This is a genomic window from Pelobacter seleniigenes DSM 18267, from assembly GCF_000711225.1.
GTDB lineage: Bacteria > Desulfobacterota > Desulfuromonadia > Desulfuromonadales > Geopsychrobacteraceae > Seleniibacterium > Seleniibacterium seleniigenes.
The window spans coordinates 387,779-404,173 of sequence record NZ_JOMG01000005.1 but is presented as its reverse complement, the minus strand read 5'-3'; the positions used below and the strand labels follow the sequence as shown (position 1 = coordinate 404,173).

Sequence of the window (16,395 nt, the reverse complement as noted above, 5' to 3'; positions counted from 1 at the left end):
GAGAAAATCACAAGGGAATTTAAGCCCTTAGAAGGTACGTTAAATGAACGCCAATATCAATAAAAAACCAGTCTTAATCATCATAACAAATCGAACCCATCTTTAATCCGAAAGTTGGGGAAAGTCTAAATGCTCTTTTTAAACTTGAACCCTTCAGTTTGAACATGCCGCCCATCCTGATATGTAGACCATAATAAACCGACTAGATTTGAAGCCCCTGCAAAATCATCAGATATTTGTGCTCCGGGCACGGAGCTTCATAACAACATCTCCAGCAGGTTGATATTTACCTTCCTTAATTTGTCGCATACCAAGAGCAAGAATTTTCATAAGAACCATATTCCCCTGTGTTTGCTCACAACTTTCCATAGTTTGCAATACGACCTTAGCTTCTCCATTCTGGGCGATAACTAGGGGGGCTCCTTGCTTGGCCTGGTTACGTTCATTTTTTCCAATAGCCGCCTTCAGATAACTGATTGGTGTATTTTGACTGGATAGCTTCATGAAAAATCCTCCATAGGACCAAATATCGTCCTAATTAGATCTACGATCAATTTTGTACTCCCCGGTAGGGGCTAAGCGATATGAGAGAGGATGTCATATCTTAAGTAAAAAAACGCCGGAAATGTTCCGACGCCTTTCTTAAAATAAGCCAACTTGCGGAATGGGTTGGGATTTGATCGAAAATTAATTGTCAAAATTCGGTTTTCGATTTTTGACATATAGAAGACCGCCCCAGTTACCCCCGGCAGAAAGGGATTGGATTCCTCACAGCCCTCTGTCCCGTGATTCCTCATCGGTCACGGAGGAATTCCCCTGAACATGTTTTAAGATGCTTTTAGCCGCTCCCTTCTTTTGCAATCCAGATTCAATTTAAAGGGTACGAAATTCATCAATCCCAAAATTCTCGTCTGGAAGTTCTTGGATTTCATCAAACATAACCAGATTCCTTCGATGATCTTTTAATGCTAGTAAAGCAACTTTAAAGCAGTCTTCACATAAATCTAAATGATAAGCGATTCCATCTTCTTTGGAACCATATCCCCATTGCGCCTTAAGTTCTCCTGCTTCTTCGAATTTTTCACCATCAACATCTATAAAGAGACTTTTCCCACAAACATCACAGGCACAATCGACAACCGTTTTAATGACCTTTTCCCCAAAAATTTTCATACAGAGGCTCTTTTAGTTAAAATTTTTAGATTTTAGCACTACAACCAGTCCAAGATATGGAAGCATTGCTTTACTTTTCAGAATATACCATTCCATATTTAAAAGCATATACACTGAACAGTCACCAAAGGCATTTTTTATATGTGCCTATTTTTGCGAATTATCTAATAGTATCAGAAATCTTTTTCCAAAATTAATTGGCTGATATTTGAACAACCGGATATCAAGAGGAGCAGATACACAAAGATCTTTACACCCTCCATATTGGACAAGGTCCAGATGAGATCCGAGTTTAAAATAGAGACGATTTCCGACTTTGCCATCTGAGAGCCAAGGCAATACTGATAAGTTTCGGATTTCCGAGGCTTGTGAATTCAGTTTCGAGGTAGATTTTCAAGAGAACACGCCCCACTCAATTCTTCCCAAAACATCCAAGACCTCCTGTTCGCGTCCTTCTGAAATAAGTTCGATTGGGATTCGGCCCAGCGCTCTATTTTCTTCAGTCAGCCATTTCACGGCTGAGTCCTCATCTTCGAAAATGGATTTGACCTTTTCTATTGCGCCTGGAGATATGGAGTTTATCCAGTTTTTTCTCAAAGAGAGAATTAACGATGGCCAAGAACCGGTTTCAGAGGATTTCTGAATTCCATTTAATAACGATTCTTCGTCGGTCATTGAGGATTTCCCCTGAATGTGCTTTAGGATGCCCCCGGCAGCCCCCGGCTTTATATCGAGATCGTACTGGTCAATCAGTACCCTCAGCATCGATGCATGCGGATCCATTGCTTCAATCTCTTTATCAAAAAGCTGAGTACTTTCAAGGTTGCTCTCATATTCTTCGATTGTATCAAAAAGCAGGTTGATTAAGTGAAGTCGCGGTTCCCCTTCCCGATCCTCGGCCTTATTCATAACGTATTCCAGGAGATCCAGTGCAAACTGATAATCATCCTCCGTTTTGATTTCAAGGGCCCGCTGGGTTTTCTCGAAAAATTCCAAGAAGGAAGCTTCTATTTGTTTGGCTGTTTCTGTGTTCATGACCCTCTCCAACGGCACGGGTTTCCTTTATGTCTACTGATTGATACCAGGAAACTTTTCAATAGCCTGAAGCAAGTTTCGAGCTCGTTGACGCTTTTCCAACAGATGTGCAACTCCCTTTTCTATCTGATTTTCGAAAGGATCATCTGGCGAGCCATATACAGCTATTCCAGAAACCCGATTCATACTATCCTTTGACATTTCTAAACGGGTCTTGACGAAGTTCTCAGCTAAATCATGGAGTTCGCCATCACTTCGCCCAGCCTCTTTAACCAGATTGTCCATCTCAGAATGCCGTCGAATTATCTCCCAAACCTGTGTGGGAATTCGTACCATAAGTCTTGATTGCCCATCAGATGTCTCCAGGCATGCGTTCAGAACACGCCCCTCCAGGTAAATAGCGGCCTCGTCGAAGCATTCTTTGTATAGGTGGAAAATCTCCCTGTAAAAAATTGATTCTTTAGTGCTCATAAAATACCTCAGGTGGATTCGCCATCAGAAGATCTTGTTCTCACATGGTATTTTATCTTAAACATCAGTCCTGTGAGGAAATTTTTCTTAAATCTTAGAAGAATTGAGGCATTCCAAGAATTGTCGACTTCAAAATTGTGGGTTTCCGGATTTTATGATTGAATTATTTGACAGTCTTTGAGTGAAAAGTTATTATGCGCATACAAATGCGCAGGAGGTATTTATGGGGAACACAGCCCGCAAACAATCGGCAAATCTCAGCATTAGAAGCGATCTTCTACAACGGGCCAAACAAAACAAAATCAATCTGTCAAAAACCCTGGAACAAAGTTTGGAACAGATACTAGGAAACCGTGATCGGGAAGAGTGGCTGAAAACCAATCAAGAAGCGATTGAGGCGGCCAATAAATATGTGGATCGCAAGGGCATTTGGAGCGAGGGACTAAGGCAATTCTGATGGCGAAATTTGACATTTACGGCTCACCATCTAGCAGTGTTCCATACTTGATGGATCTTCAGGATGAAATTATAGACATACTTTCTACGAGAGTCGTTGCGCCGTTGGTTGCCGTTGAAGAAGTTTCGAAAAGAATGAAAATTCTCAATCCTGTAATTCGTATTGAAGGAGTTGACTATATCCTCATGACGCACTTGCTGGCGGCTATTCCGGCATCGACTTTGAAAAATAAAATCAACTCAGCAGTTTTGCAACGCGACGAAATAATAGCTTCACTCGATTTTCTGTTTACCGGAGTTTGACAAGCTGCACACGGGAAATCATCGCCAACAAAAGGTCAATTTATTATCTGATCTCAATCATAAAATCCGGATACCTAAAATTGTTTTACTGACTTATGGCAGGTGAGCTTCATCAGGAAGTACCTGTGAAATATCCTGTCATAAGTCTCAAGGTGAGGATGCCGGAGAATAGTTATCTGATTTTCAAAAGAAATTTTTTGATTTTTGAACAGTTATGCTACTCAGCAGATGGTGCTATCAGTTGCAATGAGCAGGCCCACTGCAACTGATTCGTAGATCTATGGCCGACCTCAATCGGTTATTCTGATTCAAAAAAAAGATCTGCGCCCCCAGCCTTCCAGATGCAGGACACTTCCCCATGAAAACTCTCGTGGCTGTCCAAAGTTGGCCAAATTTTACGGCTACCTAGTTATTGAGCCTCTTAACGGTCGGGGACCTGACAACTGTTATGTCTTTTTTAGGTTAACTTGTTTGTAACCAGTCTTGAATTCTGTCTCGTTCAACCAAACAGGGTGTCCAACCCAGATCTGGTCAATGCTTTTCGGAAGTACGACCTCGTTAGCAATGATTTCAATTAATTTATGGTCGAGCAGGTAATTGTCACCATAGATTTCCGTTATGAATAATTTTATACATTCGTCATAGCCAACAAACTTTTTATCGGCTCTTTCAAGGTGTTTTAAGAAAATTTCCTTAACTCCGTTATTCATTTCTATTTCATCTTCATTCGAGAAAGACATAGCGGTATCTGGAACATTAAGGGTTACCCCCACACCTTTTTCCGGCATGTCGTCATCCCTTTCTATTTTTGAAATTAGACGAAAATTCCATTTGAAAGGTTGTGACCCATTTATGTAACCGTTACTTCTAACCATATTTTGATTTGCAATTATTTGTTGGGATATGCTCAGGGCCCAGCCTTCCACTTTGCGTTTGACCAGGACCAAATCCGAAGCATTTGCTTCTAGAATGTAAAACGCGTCATGAAATTGATGGTTTAGATTGCTAACAATTGCTTCCATAAAATCATGATGTGTTCTGTGTTGACGTAAGTGATCTGGGGGCCAAGTGATAAGTTTATGTTCAAGAACTATATCTTTATTGTCAGGTGAAGTAAGCCTGCACTCAGGATTTGGCCTGTCATCTGGTATATTATCCAAGCATTCTGACCATACGTAGTTTGTGGCATTGGTACGGTTATATGCTTCAACAAAACCCGACAAATTCTGCCACTCACACTTACTTTTATTTGGAAGACAACGAAACATATATTCCTCGGTTATTTTGATTCCGATTGCGCCAGATCCGCAGCAAGCCGGTTAGTTTTTTTTCATAGTGGTTTAAAATCTCCATAGCTTCTCCCGCCGTGTCTTTCTTTACTGTTGTAGGCATCTCTTCAAATTTATAAGCGATATCCTTCAATTGGCCGATCATCATAGTGATTCGAATTGATAACCAAATAATTTCACTAATGAAAGATTCCGTGGTTTCTACATTGCGGATACTTAATCGTAATCAATTGAGTTCCAAATATAGCCGTTTTCACATTGACACTTTCGCGTTACACGCTCTGGAGCTTCTTCAAACCATTTGGTTCCATCTCCTGAAAGAGACCCACGTGGTTCGTACTCTGAGATTGTTCCATTACCTTTACATTCAGGACAGACATGACGATATTCATACCCTTTTTTTTCTCCTGTCCCATCACATATTGGGCAAGGATCGGGCTTCCATCCCCTCCCTTCGCACTTTTCGCAGCGAATTTCGATATTTCCACTCCCTTTTATCCAGCCACCATTACAGTTGCACGGTTCACTGAATTTTTCTAACTTGCCTGTTCCTCTGCAAAAGTCACAACGATATATTGCTGGTCGTCTTTGCACGAATCTCTCCTTCTCGGTTATTCTGATTCACAGTTCAGGGTTGATTTTCTTTGTAGATGCTGACAAATGAATTGTTGGCCTTCAATATGGACAAAAGCTCAGATTTCATACTTTCGTATTTTTCAGTTTCGATTACTGGCTCACAAAGGTCATAAATTGGGTATTCAGTGAGTCTGAAAAATGAATTTCTGCCCTTTCGCCCTTTTTCAAGAAGTCGTTCATTTATTTTGGTCTTTGTTTTGAAAACTTTAAATACTACCAAGTAACCTGTTTTGTTTTTTTCAAAATAGTCCAATGGGGACGTTGGAGTCCAAATACTGAAAAAATTCTTTTCTGTTAGTTCTTTAAATGTTTCAAAATTAACACTTATTTCAATTTGAAAATCGATAAACCCAACGTAATTAAGTGAAAAATCTTCAGCTTTTATTTTGTCCTCGTACCACATTCCAAGCTTAGAAAGGTTGTATTTTGGTGGTGTTTCTTTTTTATCTAAGAGGAATGGTGCGCCTTTCTTCTTTTTAAATGGCTTTTTCTTGCACACAAAAATTTGGTGAGAATGATTCTGGGGAAGACCTCCCTTGGCCATTGCGTGAATATTTACAATCTCATCACGTAGCACCCAATGTTCTTCTTTCATTTTCACCTCCGTTTTTGAAAGCCGTCCGGGTGGAGGTAGGGCGTTTCGCATCTCTATACTTCTTGCGACTTTAGCCTAACACTGTTCCCACCGGTTGATGCGATAGTTACGGAATATACTTAATGGCCATTTTGAATGCTTTGCAATATTTCTTTTGCAGCCTTTTGGTTGAAAATATTACTATCAGAAGCAGCTATAGTCTCAAGTTGCACTATATAATCTGGACCTTCGTATTTAATTTTAGGTAATACGTTGATTGCTTCACGTCTTACCGTCGGATGTTCGTCTTTGGTAAGCTCGACAAGTGAAGAGCTGGCTGGCATAGCAAGAGCCTCCATAGTTCCGATAGCTGAAGCAACGAGCCTGTAGGAAAACCTAAGCACCAACACCCTACAGCTCAGATCCTGAATGTTGTTATAGCCGATTATCGGCCGATGGGCTTTTCAGCCACAAGTCTGGTTCCTTCAGAAGAAATGGTCTTGTTGAGTTTTTTATACTCCATCTTTCTGATTTATCTCTGATTTCATGGGACTTTCTCTACGCGATTGCTCCAAATCGGTGAATCTTGGTCAGATTGTGTAGCATGGCCATCAGCTGCCACTGTCCGTTGACCTTGGCCTTGCTACGCAGGGTGAAGCGTCTGATCCCGATGGCTTCACAAATATGTCCGAAGACCGGCTCGACGATGCCCAGACGTTGGCTGTAGATATGGCGGCCAAGTTTGCTGTCAATCTTCTGCTTCATCCGCTGCAACGGACCGGTTTTCTCGCTGGCAATATGCTCCAGCAGGATGTTGACCTGACGGGCTCCTTTTTGTTTGACGCTGCGCAGGCATTGGAACCGCAACGAACAGGTGTCGCAGTCATCTCGATGTCCCATAAAAATATGGTTCTGAATCTTGGCTCTGGTGCACTTGAGCCACAGGCTTTTTCCGGCCGGACAGATGCAGGTCTGCTGTTCCAGGTCAACCTGAAAATCGGCCGCGGTAAAGCGCATTTTGGCCGTGATTTTTTGCGGACTCTTTGGTTTGTATTTGTCCGCATCCGCAAAGCGGGGATCGCGGGAACGGAACCCGTGATCGGCGAGATAGCCGTCGATCTTATAGTGTTCCAGATAGTGAAGGGTGTCTTTGTTGCAAAAACCGCTGTCAGCCAGAACTTTTGTCTCCTTGGAGAGAGGCCTGTCATCCGCCTGAAAGGCCTGGTCAATCTGTTCGATTATGGGTTCCAGCAGTCCGTGTTCCTGTCCCTGCCCAAACGCTGCCGTTGACAACAACCTGGTGCTTGCTGTCAACGGCAGCGACACCAACATAGCCCTGAATGACACCATGACTGGTTTTCATCTTGGCACTGTCGGGATCGGTGATGTTGCTCTGCACTTCCTTGCCGCCATGTCCCAGGCGCGGTTCGTTCTCTTTGAGAAAACGGTCAATCTTGTCACTGGCTTTGAGCAGGGTATCGATCTGCTGCTGTTGTTTCTTACGGATCTGGTGATCGTTCGTAAGCGTCCCACCAAGCCCCACCTGTTGAAAATATCGTAAATGTCGTAGGCTTGTGCCTATGACACCTAATGACCTGACAATTCTCAAAACCGATACCCTCGGTCGCCGTGAGCCGACCAGCCCGGAACAACGTGATGCGTGGCTGGATGCTTTTGAACAAACCAGTATGAGCGGAGCCGCTTTTGCTCGGCTCCATGGCATTCGCTACACCACCTTCGCCCATTGGCGACAGATGCGTCGGCGCCAACGACAAGCTACCGAAAATAAGTCCGCGACCTTTTTCGAGGAGGTTGAGGTTCGCTGTCCTGATTCCGATCCTGTCGGGTTGAGCATCTCTCTGCCAGGTGGTGCCAGCGTCACAGTCACCCGGCCGGAGCAATTCCCCCTGGTTGCAGCCCTGCTGAAATACCTGGACTGCACATGCTAAGCTTTGCCGGCGCCCTTAAGGTTTTTGTGGCCCTTGAACCGCAAGACATGCGCAAAAGTTTTAACGGGCTGGCCGCTGTTGTTCAGGAACATCTCGGTAGCGATCCTTACCAAGGGGCCCTTTATCTCTTCACCAACAAACGGCATGATCGCCTCAAGCTCCTGTTCTGGGATGGCACCGGATTATGGGTTGCGGCCAAACGCCTTGAACAGGGACGTTTCAGTTGGCCACGATCATCGCAGGCCGGTCAAAAACGGCTGTCTCTCACGCCGGAAGCATTGACGTTACTGACAGACGGCATCGATCTCAAGGGAGCCAGAATGCGCCCCTGGTATGAACGCGAATAAGTCGTCATGTGTCGACTTTTTTCTTCCGTAACCCTCTGAAATCATGTATCTTTAGGCCATGAGTAAAAAACCCCGCCCAAAGGACGGGGCTTTAAAGGCGCCCCCTGAGGGGGCGTTGCCGGCAGCCCCCAAAGAGGGCAGCCGGAGCGTCGTTCCCTTGTCCTGTTGGGTTAAAATTTAAGTTGTTGCTGTTCTATCTTCTTTTCGTGCGCCTCTTGATACCGCACGTAGCGTCTGATCATCTCAGTATCCAAACCGACGGTATCAACGCAGTAGCCGGGCGCCCAGAAATGATTCCCCCAGTAGCGATTCTTTCGCAATTTGGGATGGTTCTTTAAAATTCGTATCGCTGATCGTCCTTTCAGGCGCCCCATCAACTCTGAAATGGCTACCTTCGGCGGCACCATGATGATCAGATGGACGTGGTCTTTCTGGATATTCAGCTCGACGATCTCACAGTGACTTTGCCCACTGAAGATCCGTATACATGCTCGTACTTCCTGAGCCAGTTCGCCTTCCAATATTCGGAAGCGATATTTCGGGACCCAGACAATGTGGTACTGACAGTGCCAGATGGCATGTGTTAATTTTCGAAAACGGCTCATGGCTTTCCTTTCTGTTCAGTTAGTTGCGGGAACAACTTCTGAATATGGACTGCCATGAGCCCTTCTGGCAAAGCCGAAGGACTCTGACCCCGCCCAAAGGACGGGGGTTTCTACTTCACACTAAATCAGAAATCATAGCCCGTAAAGATAGAGAGCTTGAGCAGCTGCGCGAAGAGAATCGGCTGCTGCGCTTAAAGGTCGATGCCCTTGTCCGCCGAGTGTTCGGCGGCGGACAGAGTGAAAAACTGTTCGGCGATCAGCTGAGCATGTTTGAGGATCAAACGCCGGGGCAGTCTGAGGCTTGCGTTGAACTGCCGACAGAAACGCAAGCCTTAAAAAAAGCGCGTAAGCGCCAACCCCGTCGGCCACGCTACCCAGAAGATCTTCCCGTCATTGAAGACATCCTCGATCCTGAGCCCGTCAAAGCCAATCCTTCGCTCTACCGCCATATCGGCGAAGAAGTCAGCGAGCAGCTCGATTATGAACCGGGGCGTTTCCTTCTGCGCAGACAAATTCGTCGCACCTGGGTGAAACGCAACGCTCCCGATGCCGCACCGATTACAGCTGTGCTGCCGCCGAAACTTCTTGACCGCGGCCTTCTGGCTCCGGGTCTGCTGGCTCATATCGTCGTCGGCAAATACGCCGATCATCTGCCGCTCTACCGACAGGAGCAGATCTTCAAGCAGCGCTACGATGTCCATCTGGGGCGCAATACCCTGTGCCGCGCCGTTGAACTTGTCGCCAACTGGTTGCAACCTGTTACCAGGCGCATGTTTGAAGATCAGCTGGCTGGCGGCTACGTTCAGCTTGACGAAACACCAGTACGCTACCTTGCTCCGGGGCAAGGCAGAACCCCTAAAGGCTACCTGTGGGTGAGCAACGCCCCGCGTGGAGACACGGTCTTTCACTGGGCGGCCGGACGCGGCTACGCACAGCTGCAGCGCTGGTTGCCCGCCGACTTCAACTGCATCATCCAGACCGACGAATACAAGCCTTACAACAAGCTCGCAAGCGACTTCGGGTGTAAAGCTCACGCGCACTGCTGGGCACACGTCCGCCGCCGTTTCTATCAGGCGCTCGAAGCGGGAGAGCATCTTGTACGCAACCGCTGGATTCTGCATCAGATCGGCCTGCTTTATCTGATCGAAAAGAAGCTGCGCGAACAAGAAACCACACCTGTGCTGCGCGCCGCCGTACGCTCATGGCAGAGTCGCCCGATTCTTGATCGCCTCTTTACCGCCCTTGAGCAGATGCTCGAAAGCGGCAGATACAAGCCGAAGTCACTGACCGGCACCGCCATCGCCTACGCCCTGCGTCAACGCGATGGCCTGCAGGTCTATGTTAAACACGGCCAGGTCGAAATCGACAACAACCTGATCGAGAACGCGATTCGTCCCGCAGCACTCGGACGCAAGAACTGGCTGTTCATCGGCGACGAAGACGCCGGATGGCGAAGTGCCGTCATTTACACCATCCTGCAGAGCTGCAAGACACACGGCATCGATCCCTATAGCTACCTCAAAGACGTCCTCGAACGCCTTCCCCACATGAAAATCCAGGAGATAGGCCAAGTCACACCCGCCGCCTGGAGCAAAGCCAAATCAATCAAACGTGCGTCGTAAACGTTGTAGGTCTAAGCCTACGACGGCTACAATTTGCTGCCCTTGCAAGAGGTGCGCTGTGGAACGCTTACGATCGTTCTCTCCCTTGCGATCTTCCTCACGATGAACCGTCAGCATATGGCGCACCGCCTTGGCGATCAAACCCAGGTCATCGTAGATCATCAGCACCTGATGAAACAGCTTGGCGATCTCGTCACTGGAACCGGAGATGAAATCGGCGATCGTGGTGAAGTCGGTACGGAAATCCGCGGAGAGTGCCATGAAAAGAACATTTTCCCGGCACAGCGCCTCATTTTGTTAACCCTTGCTGGAGCAAGACAGAAGGTCGATTAAGGGCTCATATTTTCTAATCAAACGATGAGATGCATTGGCTTTTGATTTGACTATTTCAAGTTCTTTAAAGCAAGTGGCTATATCAAGTTCTTGATCTAGGTAGCATATTTTCATTTGATTTGGGTCGAAGCGCTTCAATACGAGTCCAGTAGGCGGCTCATGGCGTGTGAGATGTATCCAAGTAAAATCACCTGATGGTTGTTCTCTAAACAAACGATCAAGTCTTTCATCTATATGTTCAAATGAATTTCTTACACCTAATGAATGTAAAGTTGGAAGATTATCAATTTTCAATAGTTTCCGTAGTGCGCAACTTCTTTTTGAATGAAAATTTTCCGTTGAGCCATTTGTTCCCTTTGGTTTATTTGTGTCGATTCCTGAAAATATTATTTTGGATACAATACTTGTTGCACTAAGGAATGCTGAACAATCAGCAAATATTTCAACGGCAGTTTGAGAGTGCGGCCAGGTCGAGTTGAAGTCTCGTTCAATATCGATACGAGATTGTTCTTTAAGGCGTTTATAGGCATATTCTGCAACCTGACATTGAATTACCAATTCCCACAGGTACAGTGAGGCGACAGCGTTTTCTCCATGGATTCGAAATGTAAGCATATTATGCCTAAGGGCTAACGGCTGACGTCAGCGCGTTTGCAGAACGCGAAGCGTGTAGCAAATCCGCTGGACGCTCTGGTTGGCAGTTCACAATTTGAAGTAGGCAAAGACCTTATCTAGTAACGAAATGGCAGCCTTGGCCTCGCTCTGTGCTTTCCGGATTTCTCCGTTGTCAATGTGCGCCTTCTCATGCACCACCTCGCGTCTCACCTTCCTAAAGTGGGTACACAGTTCCAAGATTTCCTCATCGTCGCAGCCCAGGAGGCGCAACTTGTCTTCGTAGGTCTTCCTGTCGTGGGTTTTGTATGCCTTTATGCCTTGTTGCTCCACAATAAGAAGGTGCAACACTGCTTCGAGACAGACGCCGACAAAGGCGAGGACGACAAGGGCGTTCTTAAAACTTTTTTGCTCCGGGTCAAATGTCAGAATCCAACCCGGGGGCCCATCTGGCTGCGGTCGTCTGCCAGAACTCATTTGACCCTGCATGAGTTGAAAAGCTTCGGTGGCAATCTGCCGGAAGACCCGCACGTTCGAGATGACAAGTTTCTCGCTCATCCCACGATTGCCCATGCCTTTCTCATCTCATCACCTGCCAACGGTAAATGGGCAGATTTGTATAAAACAGTAAATAAAGACACAAAACTGTCTGCCTATATCAATATTGAATCTTTATTCAATTTGGATAAGTGGCTAGTATATCAAATACTATTCAGTTTATTGAAAATTTTCTATCAATAATAGACGGATCTGCCTAAATGGGCTTTAAGTTCCCATGAGGAGGCACATTTCAAAACTTAGGATTTATGAGATTCTGACAAGGGATCAGGAACTCAGGTGCCATCAGTTTCAAATGTCCTATCAAATCCCCGCTCTCGAAACATCTAAGGAAATCTGAAACGAGTATCAGCTACTTTTGATCTTAATAAAAATTGCCAATGTCTGTTTGTTCAGATCTAATTTTTTACAAATAAGTCTCAGGCTGTCAACTTTAACTGTATGTCTTGTCATATTTGTTATTTCAATTGGCTACTCTGTCAAAAGGGTTAATTCATCATTCTTGGAATCAACCCTTTTGACAGTTATAGCGACAATTGTGAAATCTTAGCTATTTATCGGCCTCAATTTGTCATAATTTTTAATTCGTTGGCCGATGACCTCGCTGCTCTCCAATCTCCGTGAACACCTTCAAATAACCCCTCTCAATGACGATCAGGTTCAAGTTAGCTTTGTCCTGCCGTCTGATCTGCTGTTCGACTATCTCCAAGTCCTCGACTCCTTAACCGGTCTCGTCAAAACCGTTCGTAGCAAAGTCAGGCATGCCAAGTACAGCGATTCCTCTGCCGACTCCTTCTCAACACAAGCCCGCGATCGCTTCTATGAGCGCGTGGTCACTCTGTATGACCTCTACCTGGTTCAGGGCTTAAAACGTACCGCCGCAATTAAACGAATCTCTGCTGAACTCCGTGTCGTGAATCATCCCTGGGCCTCTGTTGATTTGGTTCGTACAGCCTTGAATGCTGCTGGTCGACCGGGTCGGCAACGGGTGCAGCCGTGATTATGAGCGGCCTGAAAGTTGATTCGGTCGAACTATCCGACCTGGCCGGCTGTACTCGCCCCTGCGAGTCAGAGGACGTTAGCTAAGAGTCGCTTCCCGGTGGGGTCTGCTCGCGGCCGAAGAAAGGAACTTTATGACTAAATAGAAAAAAACTTGAAGGCGTCCCTTCTGCAGCAACAAACATTATGACAATCGGTTCTATGAAAGCAGTCACCGTGTTCACTTTCTACGATCGATTCAGCGAAGCGTTAATTAGGAGTGATCAAGCACCTCCCGCACTTTAGCCATCAGTGTGTCAAGTGAAAAAGGTTTCTGGAGAAATTGAACCCCTTCTTCAATAACGCCTTTCGTGGAGATCATGTCTGCCGTATAGCCGGACATAAATAGAGTCTTGATCCCAGGTTGAAGATCTTTCAACTTTTCAGACAATTGCTTACCATTCATTGATGGCATTATCATATCGGTAATCAGCAGCTGAATCGGACCAGAATGTTCTTCTGCGATAGTGAGAGCAAGACTTGGCGTTGCAGCTTCCAAAACCGTGTAGCCACTTTCTTCAAGCATGGCCTTCTGAAGCGGCAGGAGCATAAGATCGTCTTCAACAAGTAGAATTGATTCATTGCCGTGGTGGATAGCTTTATCTTCCAGCTCCCTAGCAGCTTGTGGGGTTAAGTCCACCCGAGGCAGATAGATATTAAAGATCGTCCCCATTCCAGGTTCGCTTGTGAATGTAATAAAGCCATTGTTCTGCTTGACGGCTCCATAAACCGTTGCCAATCCCAGACCGGTTCCGGAACCAATGTCTTTGGTCGTATAGAATGGCTCAAAGATATGGGCCTGAACATTTTTGTCTATTCCGCATCCGTCATCGCTAACAGAAAGACAGACATAATCGCCGGGCAGGACTTCGAATGGTTGAGAAGTACAAAATTTATCGTCGAATGGAATGTTCCTCGTCTTGATGGTTATCTTGCCTGTATCGGAGATCGCATCACGGGCATTGACACAGAGATTTGCGAGAATTTGATCAATCTGCGATGGATCGACCTCGACCGGCCAGAGATCCTGCGCCGGGCTCCAGAATAGGTCTATCTCTTCGCCGATGAGTCGCTGAAGCATCTTGAACATTGTCCCGACAATCTCATTCAGATCAAGGATTTTGGGCGAAATAACCTGTTTACGGGCAAAAGTCAGTAACTGCCGGGTTAGATCGGCGGAACGTTTGGCGGCATCACGAATTGCCTCCAAGTCAGCTAAGCATGGTTTGGAAGAGTTTAACTTTTTAATGGCCAGTTCCGTATGGCCTAAAATGACTCCCAGCATGTTGTTAAAATCGTGGGCAATGCCACCTGCAAGTTGACCTATCGATTCAATTTTCTGAGCCTGTTGTAGTTGTTCTTCAAGCCTTGCCTTCTCTTCCTCTTTTTTCTTCTGACTGCTGATGTCTTCATCGATGCCCAGCATACCGATGACCTTTTTATCCTTATCGTATAATGGAACCTTGGAAGTCCGGACCCAGGTCATTTGTCCTTCAGGGGTTGCTAATGATTGTTCAATACCAAGCTTTGTCGCCTCGCTATCCATGATCACTTTGTCATCGGCACGGAAGGCCTCAGCTTGATTTTTCCAGCACATCTGGAAATCATTTTTCCCCAGTAAATCTTCGGGTTTCGAAAAGCCCGAAGAATGCGCAAAAGCCGTGTTGCAACCGAGATAATTCGAATCCCTATTCTTCCAGAAAACTCGGATGGGGATATTTTCCAGAACACTCTGTAACAGGCTCCTCGATTCGCGCAGTGCTTCTTCTGCCTGCTTCTTCTCAGATATGTCCCGGGCGGCAGCATAAGCAATGCCGTCTTCCTTGCTGAAGGAAACTCGCCAGGAGAGCCACTTTACCGAATCATCTTTACAGAGATAGCGGTTCTCGAAATTCGCGGAATAGCCAATTCGTTTTTGCTCTTCAATTTCGTCAAGAGTTGATTGTTTATCGTCGGGATGAATAAATTCAATAATATCTTTTGACAGCAGTTCCGATTCTGAATAGCCAAGCACCTCTGTAAAAGCGGGGTTTATCTTCATGAACCTACCGTTAGGATTAGCCATACACATCAGGTCGGTTGACGTCTGAAAGAATTTAAAGAATTGCTCTCGTTCCTTCTCAGCTTGTTTGTGTTTGGTGATATCAGTGAGTGTGCCGGAGATAGCAACGGTCCGACCATTTTCGATGATTGGTGCTTCGTTAACTTCAACCCATATCTTGCGGCCCTTTTTCCCAATGCACTCAAGTTGGTAAGGCGGCTGTCGTTTGCCAGTATCGATGGCTCTCTGGGTCGTTAAAAAACCTTCCTGATTCGCGGGGTGGTCCGTCAAAAATTCCGGCCATCGAATCATCGCATCTTCGGGTTCACAATCAAAAAATTCACGTGATTGTGGGCTTACATAAGTGAGAACATGATCCGCAGTATGCATGTAAAAGAGATTTGTACTATTTTCGACAGTGAGCCGTAGCTTTAGCTCTGCCTTCCTCAGGCTCTCTTCTGCTTGCTTGCGTGCTGTGATGTCCTGCAGAGATCCGGTCCAGATCACGTCGCCGCTTGGGAGGACCCTCGGCAGTGACTCAAATCGTACCCAACGGATATTTCCATTTATGATGAGGCGACCTTCCCAGTAGAATTTGTTAAGGTTGGTATTGGCGACCTCATTCCCTTCGGCAAAATCTGCTTTATCCTCTGGATGTATTAAGTCGTTCAGGAGGCCTGAATTGTTGAGGCATATTTCTTTACTGACACCGAGTATCTCGCAAAAACGATCATTTAATACTTCAATTTCATAGGGTGCATTCTTTGAACTGAGCCAGGCTTCATTCGTCCAGGTTGCCAGTGGGAATATACGGACGCGGTATATGCCAATTGGCTGAGAATCTATAAGATCGCGGTAAAGCTCACGCTCATGCTTTATCAAATCCTGAGAGTGCTTGAGTTCGGTGACATCATGAACGACCGAGTACAGATATTCCCTTGATTCAAAAACAATCTTCGATGAATGGACTTCTACTTTTCGTAAATCACCGTTTGCAAGCTTGTGGGGAAATATGAAACTATTTTTTCTGGTTTCGAGCGCATGATTCATTTCATGCTTGATTTCTTCAGAGGAAAGCTGGTTGATCTCGCTGATATTCATACGTGTCAGCGCGCCGTCAGGGTAACCATAAAAGGCTTCTGCGGCCTTGTTGGCATACACGATTTCTCCGCTATCGGGAGTAATAATCATCATTACGGCACTATGGTTATTGATCATAGCCCGAAACAGGCTGTCGTGATTAAGTAGGTCGGCCATCTTTGAATCGTGAACTCCCTTGCCAACAAACAGTTGAAAACTTGAGACTGGTCTAGGAATCACCCGGTTACCACGAGACCATCAGCAGCGGTTTCT

17 protein-coding genes and 2 pseudogenes are annotated in these 16,395 nt (G+C 45.8%); 6 read left to right on the top strand and 13 right to left on the bottom strand.

Annotated elements, in window-relative coordinates:
• Positions 1–228 precede the first annotated feature (228 nt).
• The 4 genes from N909_RS0123110 to N909_RS25920 all read right to left on the bottom strand — a co-directional run bounded on the left by N909_RS0123110 (position 229) and on the right by N909_RS25920 (position 2,493).
• Positions 229–504 carry an antitoxin Phd family protein gene (locus tag N909_RS0123110; RefSeq protein WP_029918467.1) on the bottom strand — a complete coding sequence of 92 codons (276 nt, stop codon included), beginning with the start codon at positions 502–504 and terminating at the stop codon, positions 229–231.
• A gap of 369 nt (positions 505–873) precedes the next feature.
• Positions 874–1,173 (bottom strand): hypothetical protein, encoded by a 300-nt coding sequence (locus N909_RS0123105; RefSeq protein WP_029918466.1) that lies wholly within the window; start codon positions 1,171–1,173, stop codon positions 874–876.
• Positions 1,174–1,566: 393 nt separating this feature from the next.
• Positions 1,567–2,208, bottom strand: coding sequence for an MbcA/ParS/Xre antitoxin family protein (locus N909_RS0123100; protein ID WP_155006062.1), 642 nt, complete (start codon positions 2,206–2,208; stop codon positions 1,567–1,569).
• 33 nt (positions 2,209–2,241) lie between these two features.
• Positions 2,242–2,493, bottom strand: coding sequence for a hypothetical protein (locus tag N909_RS25920; protein WP_162179153.1), 252 nt, complete (start codon positions 2,491–2,493; stop codon positions 2,242–2,244).
• Positions 2,494–2,902: 409 nt separating this feature from the next.
• Here N909_RS25920 and N909_RS0123090 point away from each other — a divergent pair, with 409 nt between their 5' ends.
• Positions 2,903–3,136: a type II toxin-antitoxin system CcdA family antitoxin gene (locus N909_RS0123090; RefSeq protein ID WP_029918463.1), complete on the top strand. Its 234-nt coding sequence runs from the start codon at positions 2,903–2,905 to the stop codon at positions 3,134–3,136.
• Entirely contained in the window at positions 3,136–3,438 is a 303-nt protein-coding gene (locus N909_RS0123085) for a CcdB family protein (RefSeq protein WP_029916998.1), read from the top strand. Before N909_RS0123090 ends, N909_RS0123085 begins: the two co-directional genes overlap by 1 nt.
• 446 nt (positions 3,439–3,884) lie before the next feature.
• Here the strand turns inward: N909_RS0123085 and N909_RS0123075 are convergent, their stop codons facing one another.
• The 4 genes and pseudogenes from N909_RS0123075 to N909_RS24170 all read right to left on the bottom strand — a co-directional run.
• Positions 3,885–4,706, bottom strand: a complete 822-nt coding sequence (locus N909_RS0123075) for a hypothetical protein (RefSeq protein ID WP_155006061.1) — start codon at positions 4,704–4,706, stop codon at positions 3,885–3,887.
• 649 nt (positions 4,707–5,355) lie between these two features.
• Positions 5,356–5,958, bottom strand: coding sequence for a hypothetical protein (locus tag N909_RS0123060; RefSeq protein ID WP_029918460.1), 603 nt, complete (start codon positions 5,956–5,958; stop codon positions 5,356–5,358).
• A gap of 119 nt (positions 5,959–6,077) precedes the next feature.
• Entirely contained in the window at positions 6,078–6,281 is a 204-nt protein-coding gene (locus N909_RS0123055; RefSeq protein ID WP_029918459.1) for a HEAT repeat domain-containing protein, read from the bottom strand.
• A gap of 214 nt (positions 6,282–6,495) precedes the next feature.
• A pseudogene (locus N909_RS24170) lies at positions 6,496–7,453 on the bottom strand (transposase); the annotation flags it as partial.
• Between the two features lie 64 nt (positions 7,454–7,517).
• On the opposite strand from N909_RS24170, the gene tnpA (N909_RS0123045) reads away from it, so the two are divergent.
• Together tnpA (N909_RS0123045) and tnpB are read left to right on the top strand one after the other, a co-directional pair.
• Positions 7,518–7,886, top strand: a complete 369-nt coding sequence (gene tnpA / locus N909_RS0123045; protein WP_029918458.1) for an IS66 family insertion sequence element accessory protein TnpA — start codon at positions 7,518–7,520, stop codon at positions 7,884–7,886.
• Positions 7,880–8,233, top strand: a complete 354-nt coding sequence (tnpB, locus tag N909_RS0123040; protein WP_029918457.1) for an IS66 family insertion sequence element accessory protein TnpB — start codon at positions 7,880–7,882, stop codon at positions 8,231–8,233. Before tnpA (N909_RS0123045) ends, tnpB begins: the two co-directional genes overlap by 7 nt.
• A 170-nt stretch (positions 8,234–8,403) precedes the next feature.
• On the opposite strand, the gene tnpA (N909_RS0123035) is transcribed toward tnpB, so the two are convergent.
• Positions 8,404–8,838 carry an IS200/IS605 family transposase gene (tnpA, locus tag N909_RS0123035; protein WP_029918456.1) on the bottom strand — a complete coding sequence of 145 codons (435 nt, stop codon included), beginning with the start codon at positions 8,836–8,838 and terminating at the stop codon, positions 8,404–8,406.
• A 44-nt stretch (positions 8,839–8,882) separates the two neighbouring features.
• On the opposite strand from tnpA (N909_RS0123035), the gene tnpC reads away from it, so the two are divergent.
• Positions 8,883–10,460, top strand: a complete 1,578-nt coding sequence (gene tnpC, locus N909_RS0123030) for an IS66 family transposase (RefSeq protein ID WP_051690076.1) — start codon at positions 8,883–8,885, stop codon at positions 10,458–10,460.
• Between the two features lie 72 nt (positions 10,461–10,532).
• Here the strand turns inward: tnpC and N909_RS26265 are convergent.
• From N909_RS26265 to N909_RS0123020, 3 genes and pseudogenes are all read right to left on the bottom strand, one after another.
• Positions 10,533–10,751 (bottom strand): annotated as a pseudogene (locus tag N909_RS26265) (IS1182 family transposase); the annotation flags it as partial.
• A 6-nt stretch (positions 10,752–10,757) separates the two neighbouring features.
• Positions 10,758–11,408 carry a hypothetical protein gene (locus N909_RS25870; protein WP_155006060.1) on the bottom strand — a complete coding sequence of 217 codons (651 nt, stop codon included), beginning with the start codon at positions 11,406–11,408 and terminating at the stop codon, positions 10,758–10,760.
• A gap of 87 nt (positions 11,409–11,495) precedes the next feature.
• Complete coding sequence (locus tag N909_RS0123020; RefSeq protein ID WP_029918453.1) at positions 11,496–11,978, bottom strand: hypothetical protein; 483 nt, start codon at positions 11,976–11,978, stop codon at positions 11,496–11,498.
• Positions 11,979–12,558: 580 nt separating this feature from the next.
• On the opposite strand from N909_RS0123020, the gene N909_RS25865 reads away from it, so the two are divergent.
• Positions 12,559–12,963, top strand: coding sequence for a hypothetical protein (locus tag N909_RS25865; protein WP_155006059.1), 405 nt, complete (start codon positions 12,559–12,561; stop codon positions 12,961–12,963).
• Between the two features lie 252 nt (positions 12,964–13,215).
• Here the strand turns inward: N909_RS25865 and N909_RS24995 are convergent, their stop codons facing one another.
• Positions 13,216–16,299, bottom strand: a complete 3,084-nt coding sequence (locus N909_RS24995; RefSeq protein WP_051690075.1) for a PAS domain S-box protein — start codon at positions 16,297–16,299, stop codon at positions 13,216–13,218.
• Positions 16,300–16,395: the final 96 nt, after the last annotated feature.

Coding starts and splice junctions, on each gene's coding strand:
- N909_RS0123110 (WP_029918467.1), bottom strand. CDS start 504: ATGAAGCTATCCAGTCAAAATACACCAATCAGTTATCTGAAGGCGGCT.
- N909_RS0123105 (WP_029918466.1), bottom strand. CDS start 1,173: ATGAAAATTTTTGGGGAAAAGGTCATTAAAACGGTTGTCGATTGTGCC.
- N909_RS0123100 (WP_155006062.1), bottom strand. CDS start 2,208: ATGAACACAGAAACAGCCAAACAAATAGAAGCTTCCTTCTTGGAATTT.
- N909_RS25920 (WP_162179153.1), bottom strand. CDS start 2,493: ATGGACAATCTGGTTAAAGAGGCTGGGCGAAGTGATGGCGAACTCCAT.
- N909_RS0123090 (WP_029918463.1), top strand. CDS start 2,903: ATGGGGAACACAGCCCGCAAACAATCGGCAAATCTCAGCATTAGAAGC.
- N909_RS0123085 (WP_029916998.1), top strand. CDS start 3,136: ATGGCGAAATTTGACATTTACGGCTCACCATCTAGCAGTGTTCCATAC.
- N909_RS0123075 (WP_155006061.1), bottom strand. CDS start 4,706: ATGTTTCGTTGTCTTCCAAATAAAAGTAAGTGTGAGTGGCAGAATTTG.
- N909_RS0123060 (WP_029918460.1), bottom strand. CDS start 5,958: ATGAAAGAAGAACATTGGGTGCTACGTGATGAGATTGTAAATATTCAC.
- N909_RS0123055 (WP_029918459.1), bottom strand. CDS start 6,281: ATGCCAGCCAGCTCTTCACTTGTCGAGCTTACCAAAGACGAACATCCG.
- tnpA (WP_029918458.1), top strand. CDS start 7,518: ATGACACCTAATGACCTGACAATTCTCAAAACCGATACCCTCGGTCGC.
- tnpB (WP_029918457.1), top strand. CDS start 7,880: ATGCTAAGCTTTGCCGGCGCCCTTAAGGTTTTTGTGGCCCTTGAACCG.
- tnpA (WP_029918456.1), bottom strand. CDS start 8,838: ATGAGCCGTTTTCGAAAATTAACACATGCCATCTGGCACTGTCAGTAC.
- tnpC (WP_051690076.1), top strand. CDS start 8,883: ATGGACTGCCATGAGCCCTTCTGGCAAAGCCGAAGGACTCTGACCCCG.
- N909_RS25870 (WP_155006060.1), bottom strand. CDS start 11,408: ATGCTTACATTTCGAATCCATGGAGAAAACGCTGTCGCCTCACTGTAC.
- N909_RS0123020 (WP_029918453.1), bottom strand. CDS start 11,978: ATGGGCAATCGTGGGATGAGCGAGAAACTTGTCATCTCGAACGTGCGG.
- N909_RS25865 (WP_155006059.1), top strand. CDS start 12,559: ATGACCTCGCTGCTCTCCAATCTCCGTGAACACCTTCAAATAACCCCT.
- N909_RS24995 (WP_051690075.1), bottom strand. CDS start 16,299: ATGGCCGACCTACTTAATCACGACAGCCTGTTTCGGGCTATGATCAAT.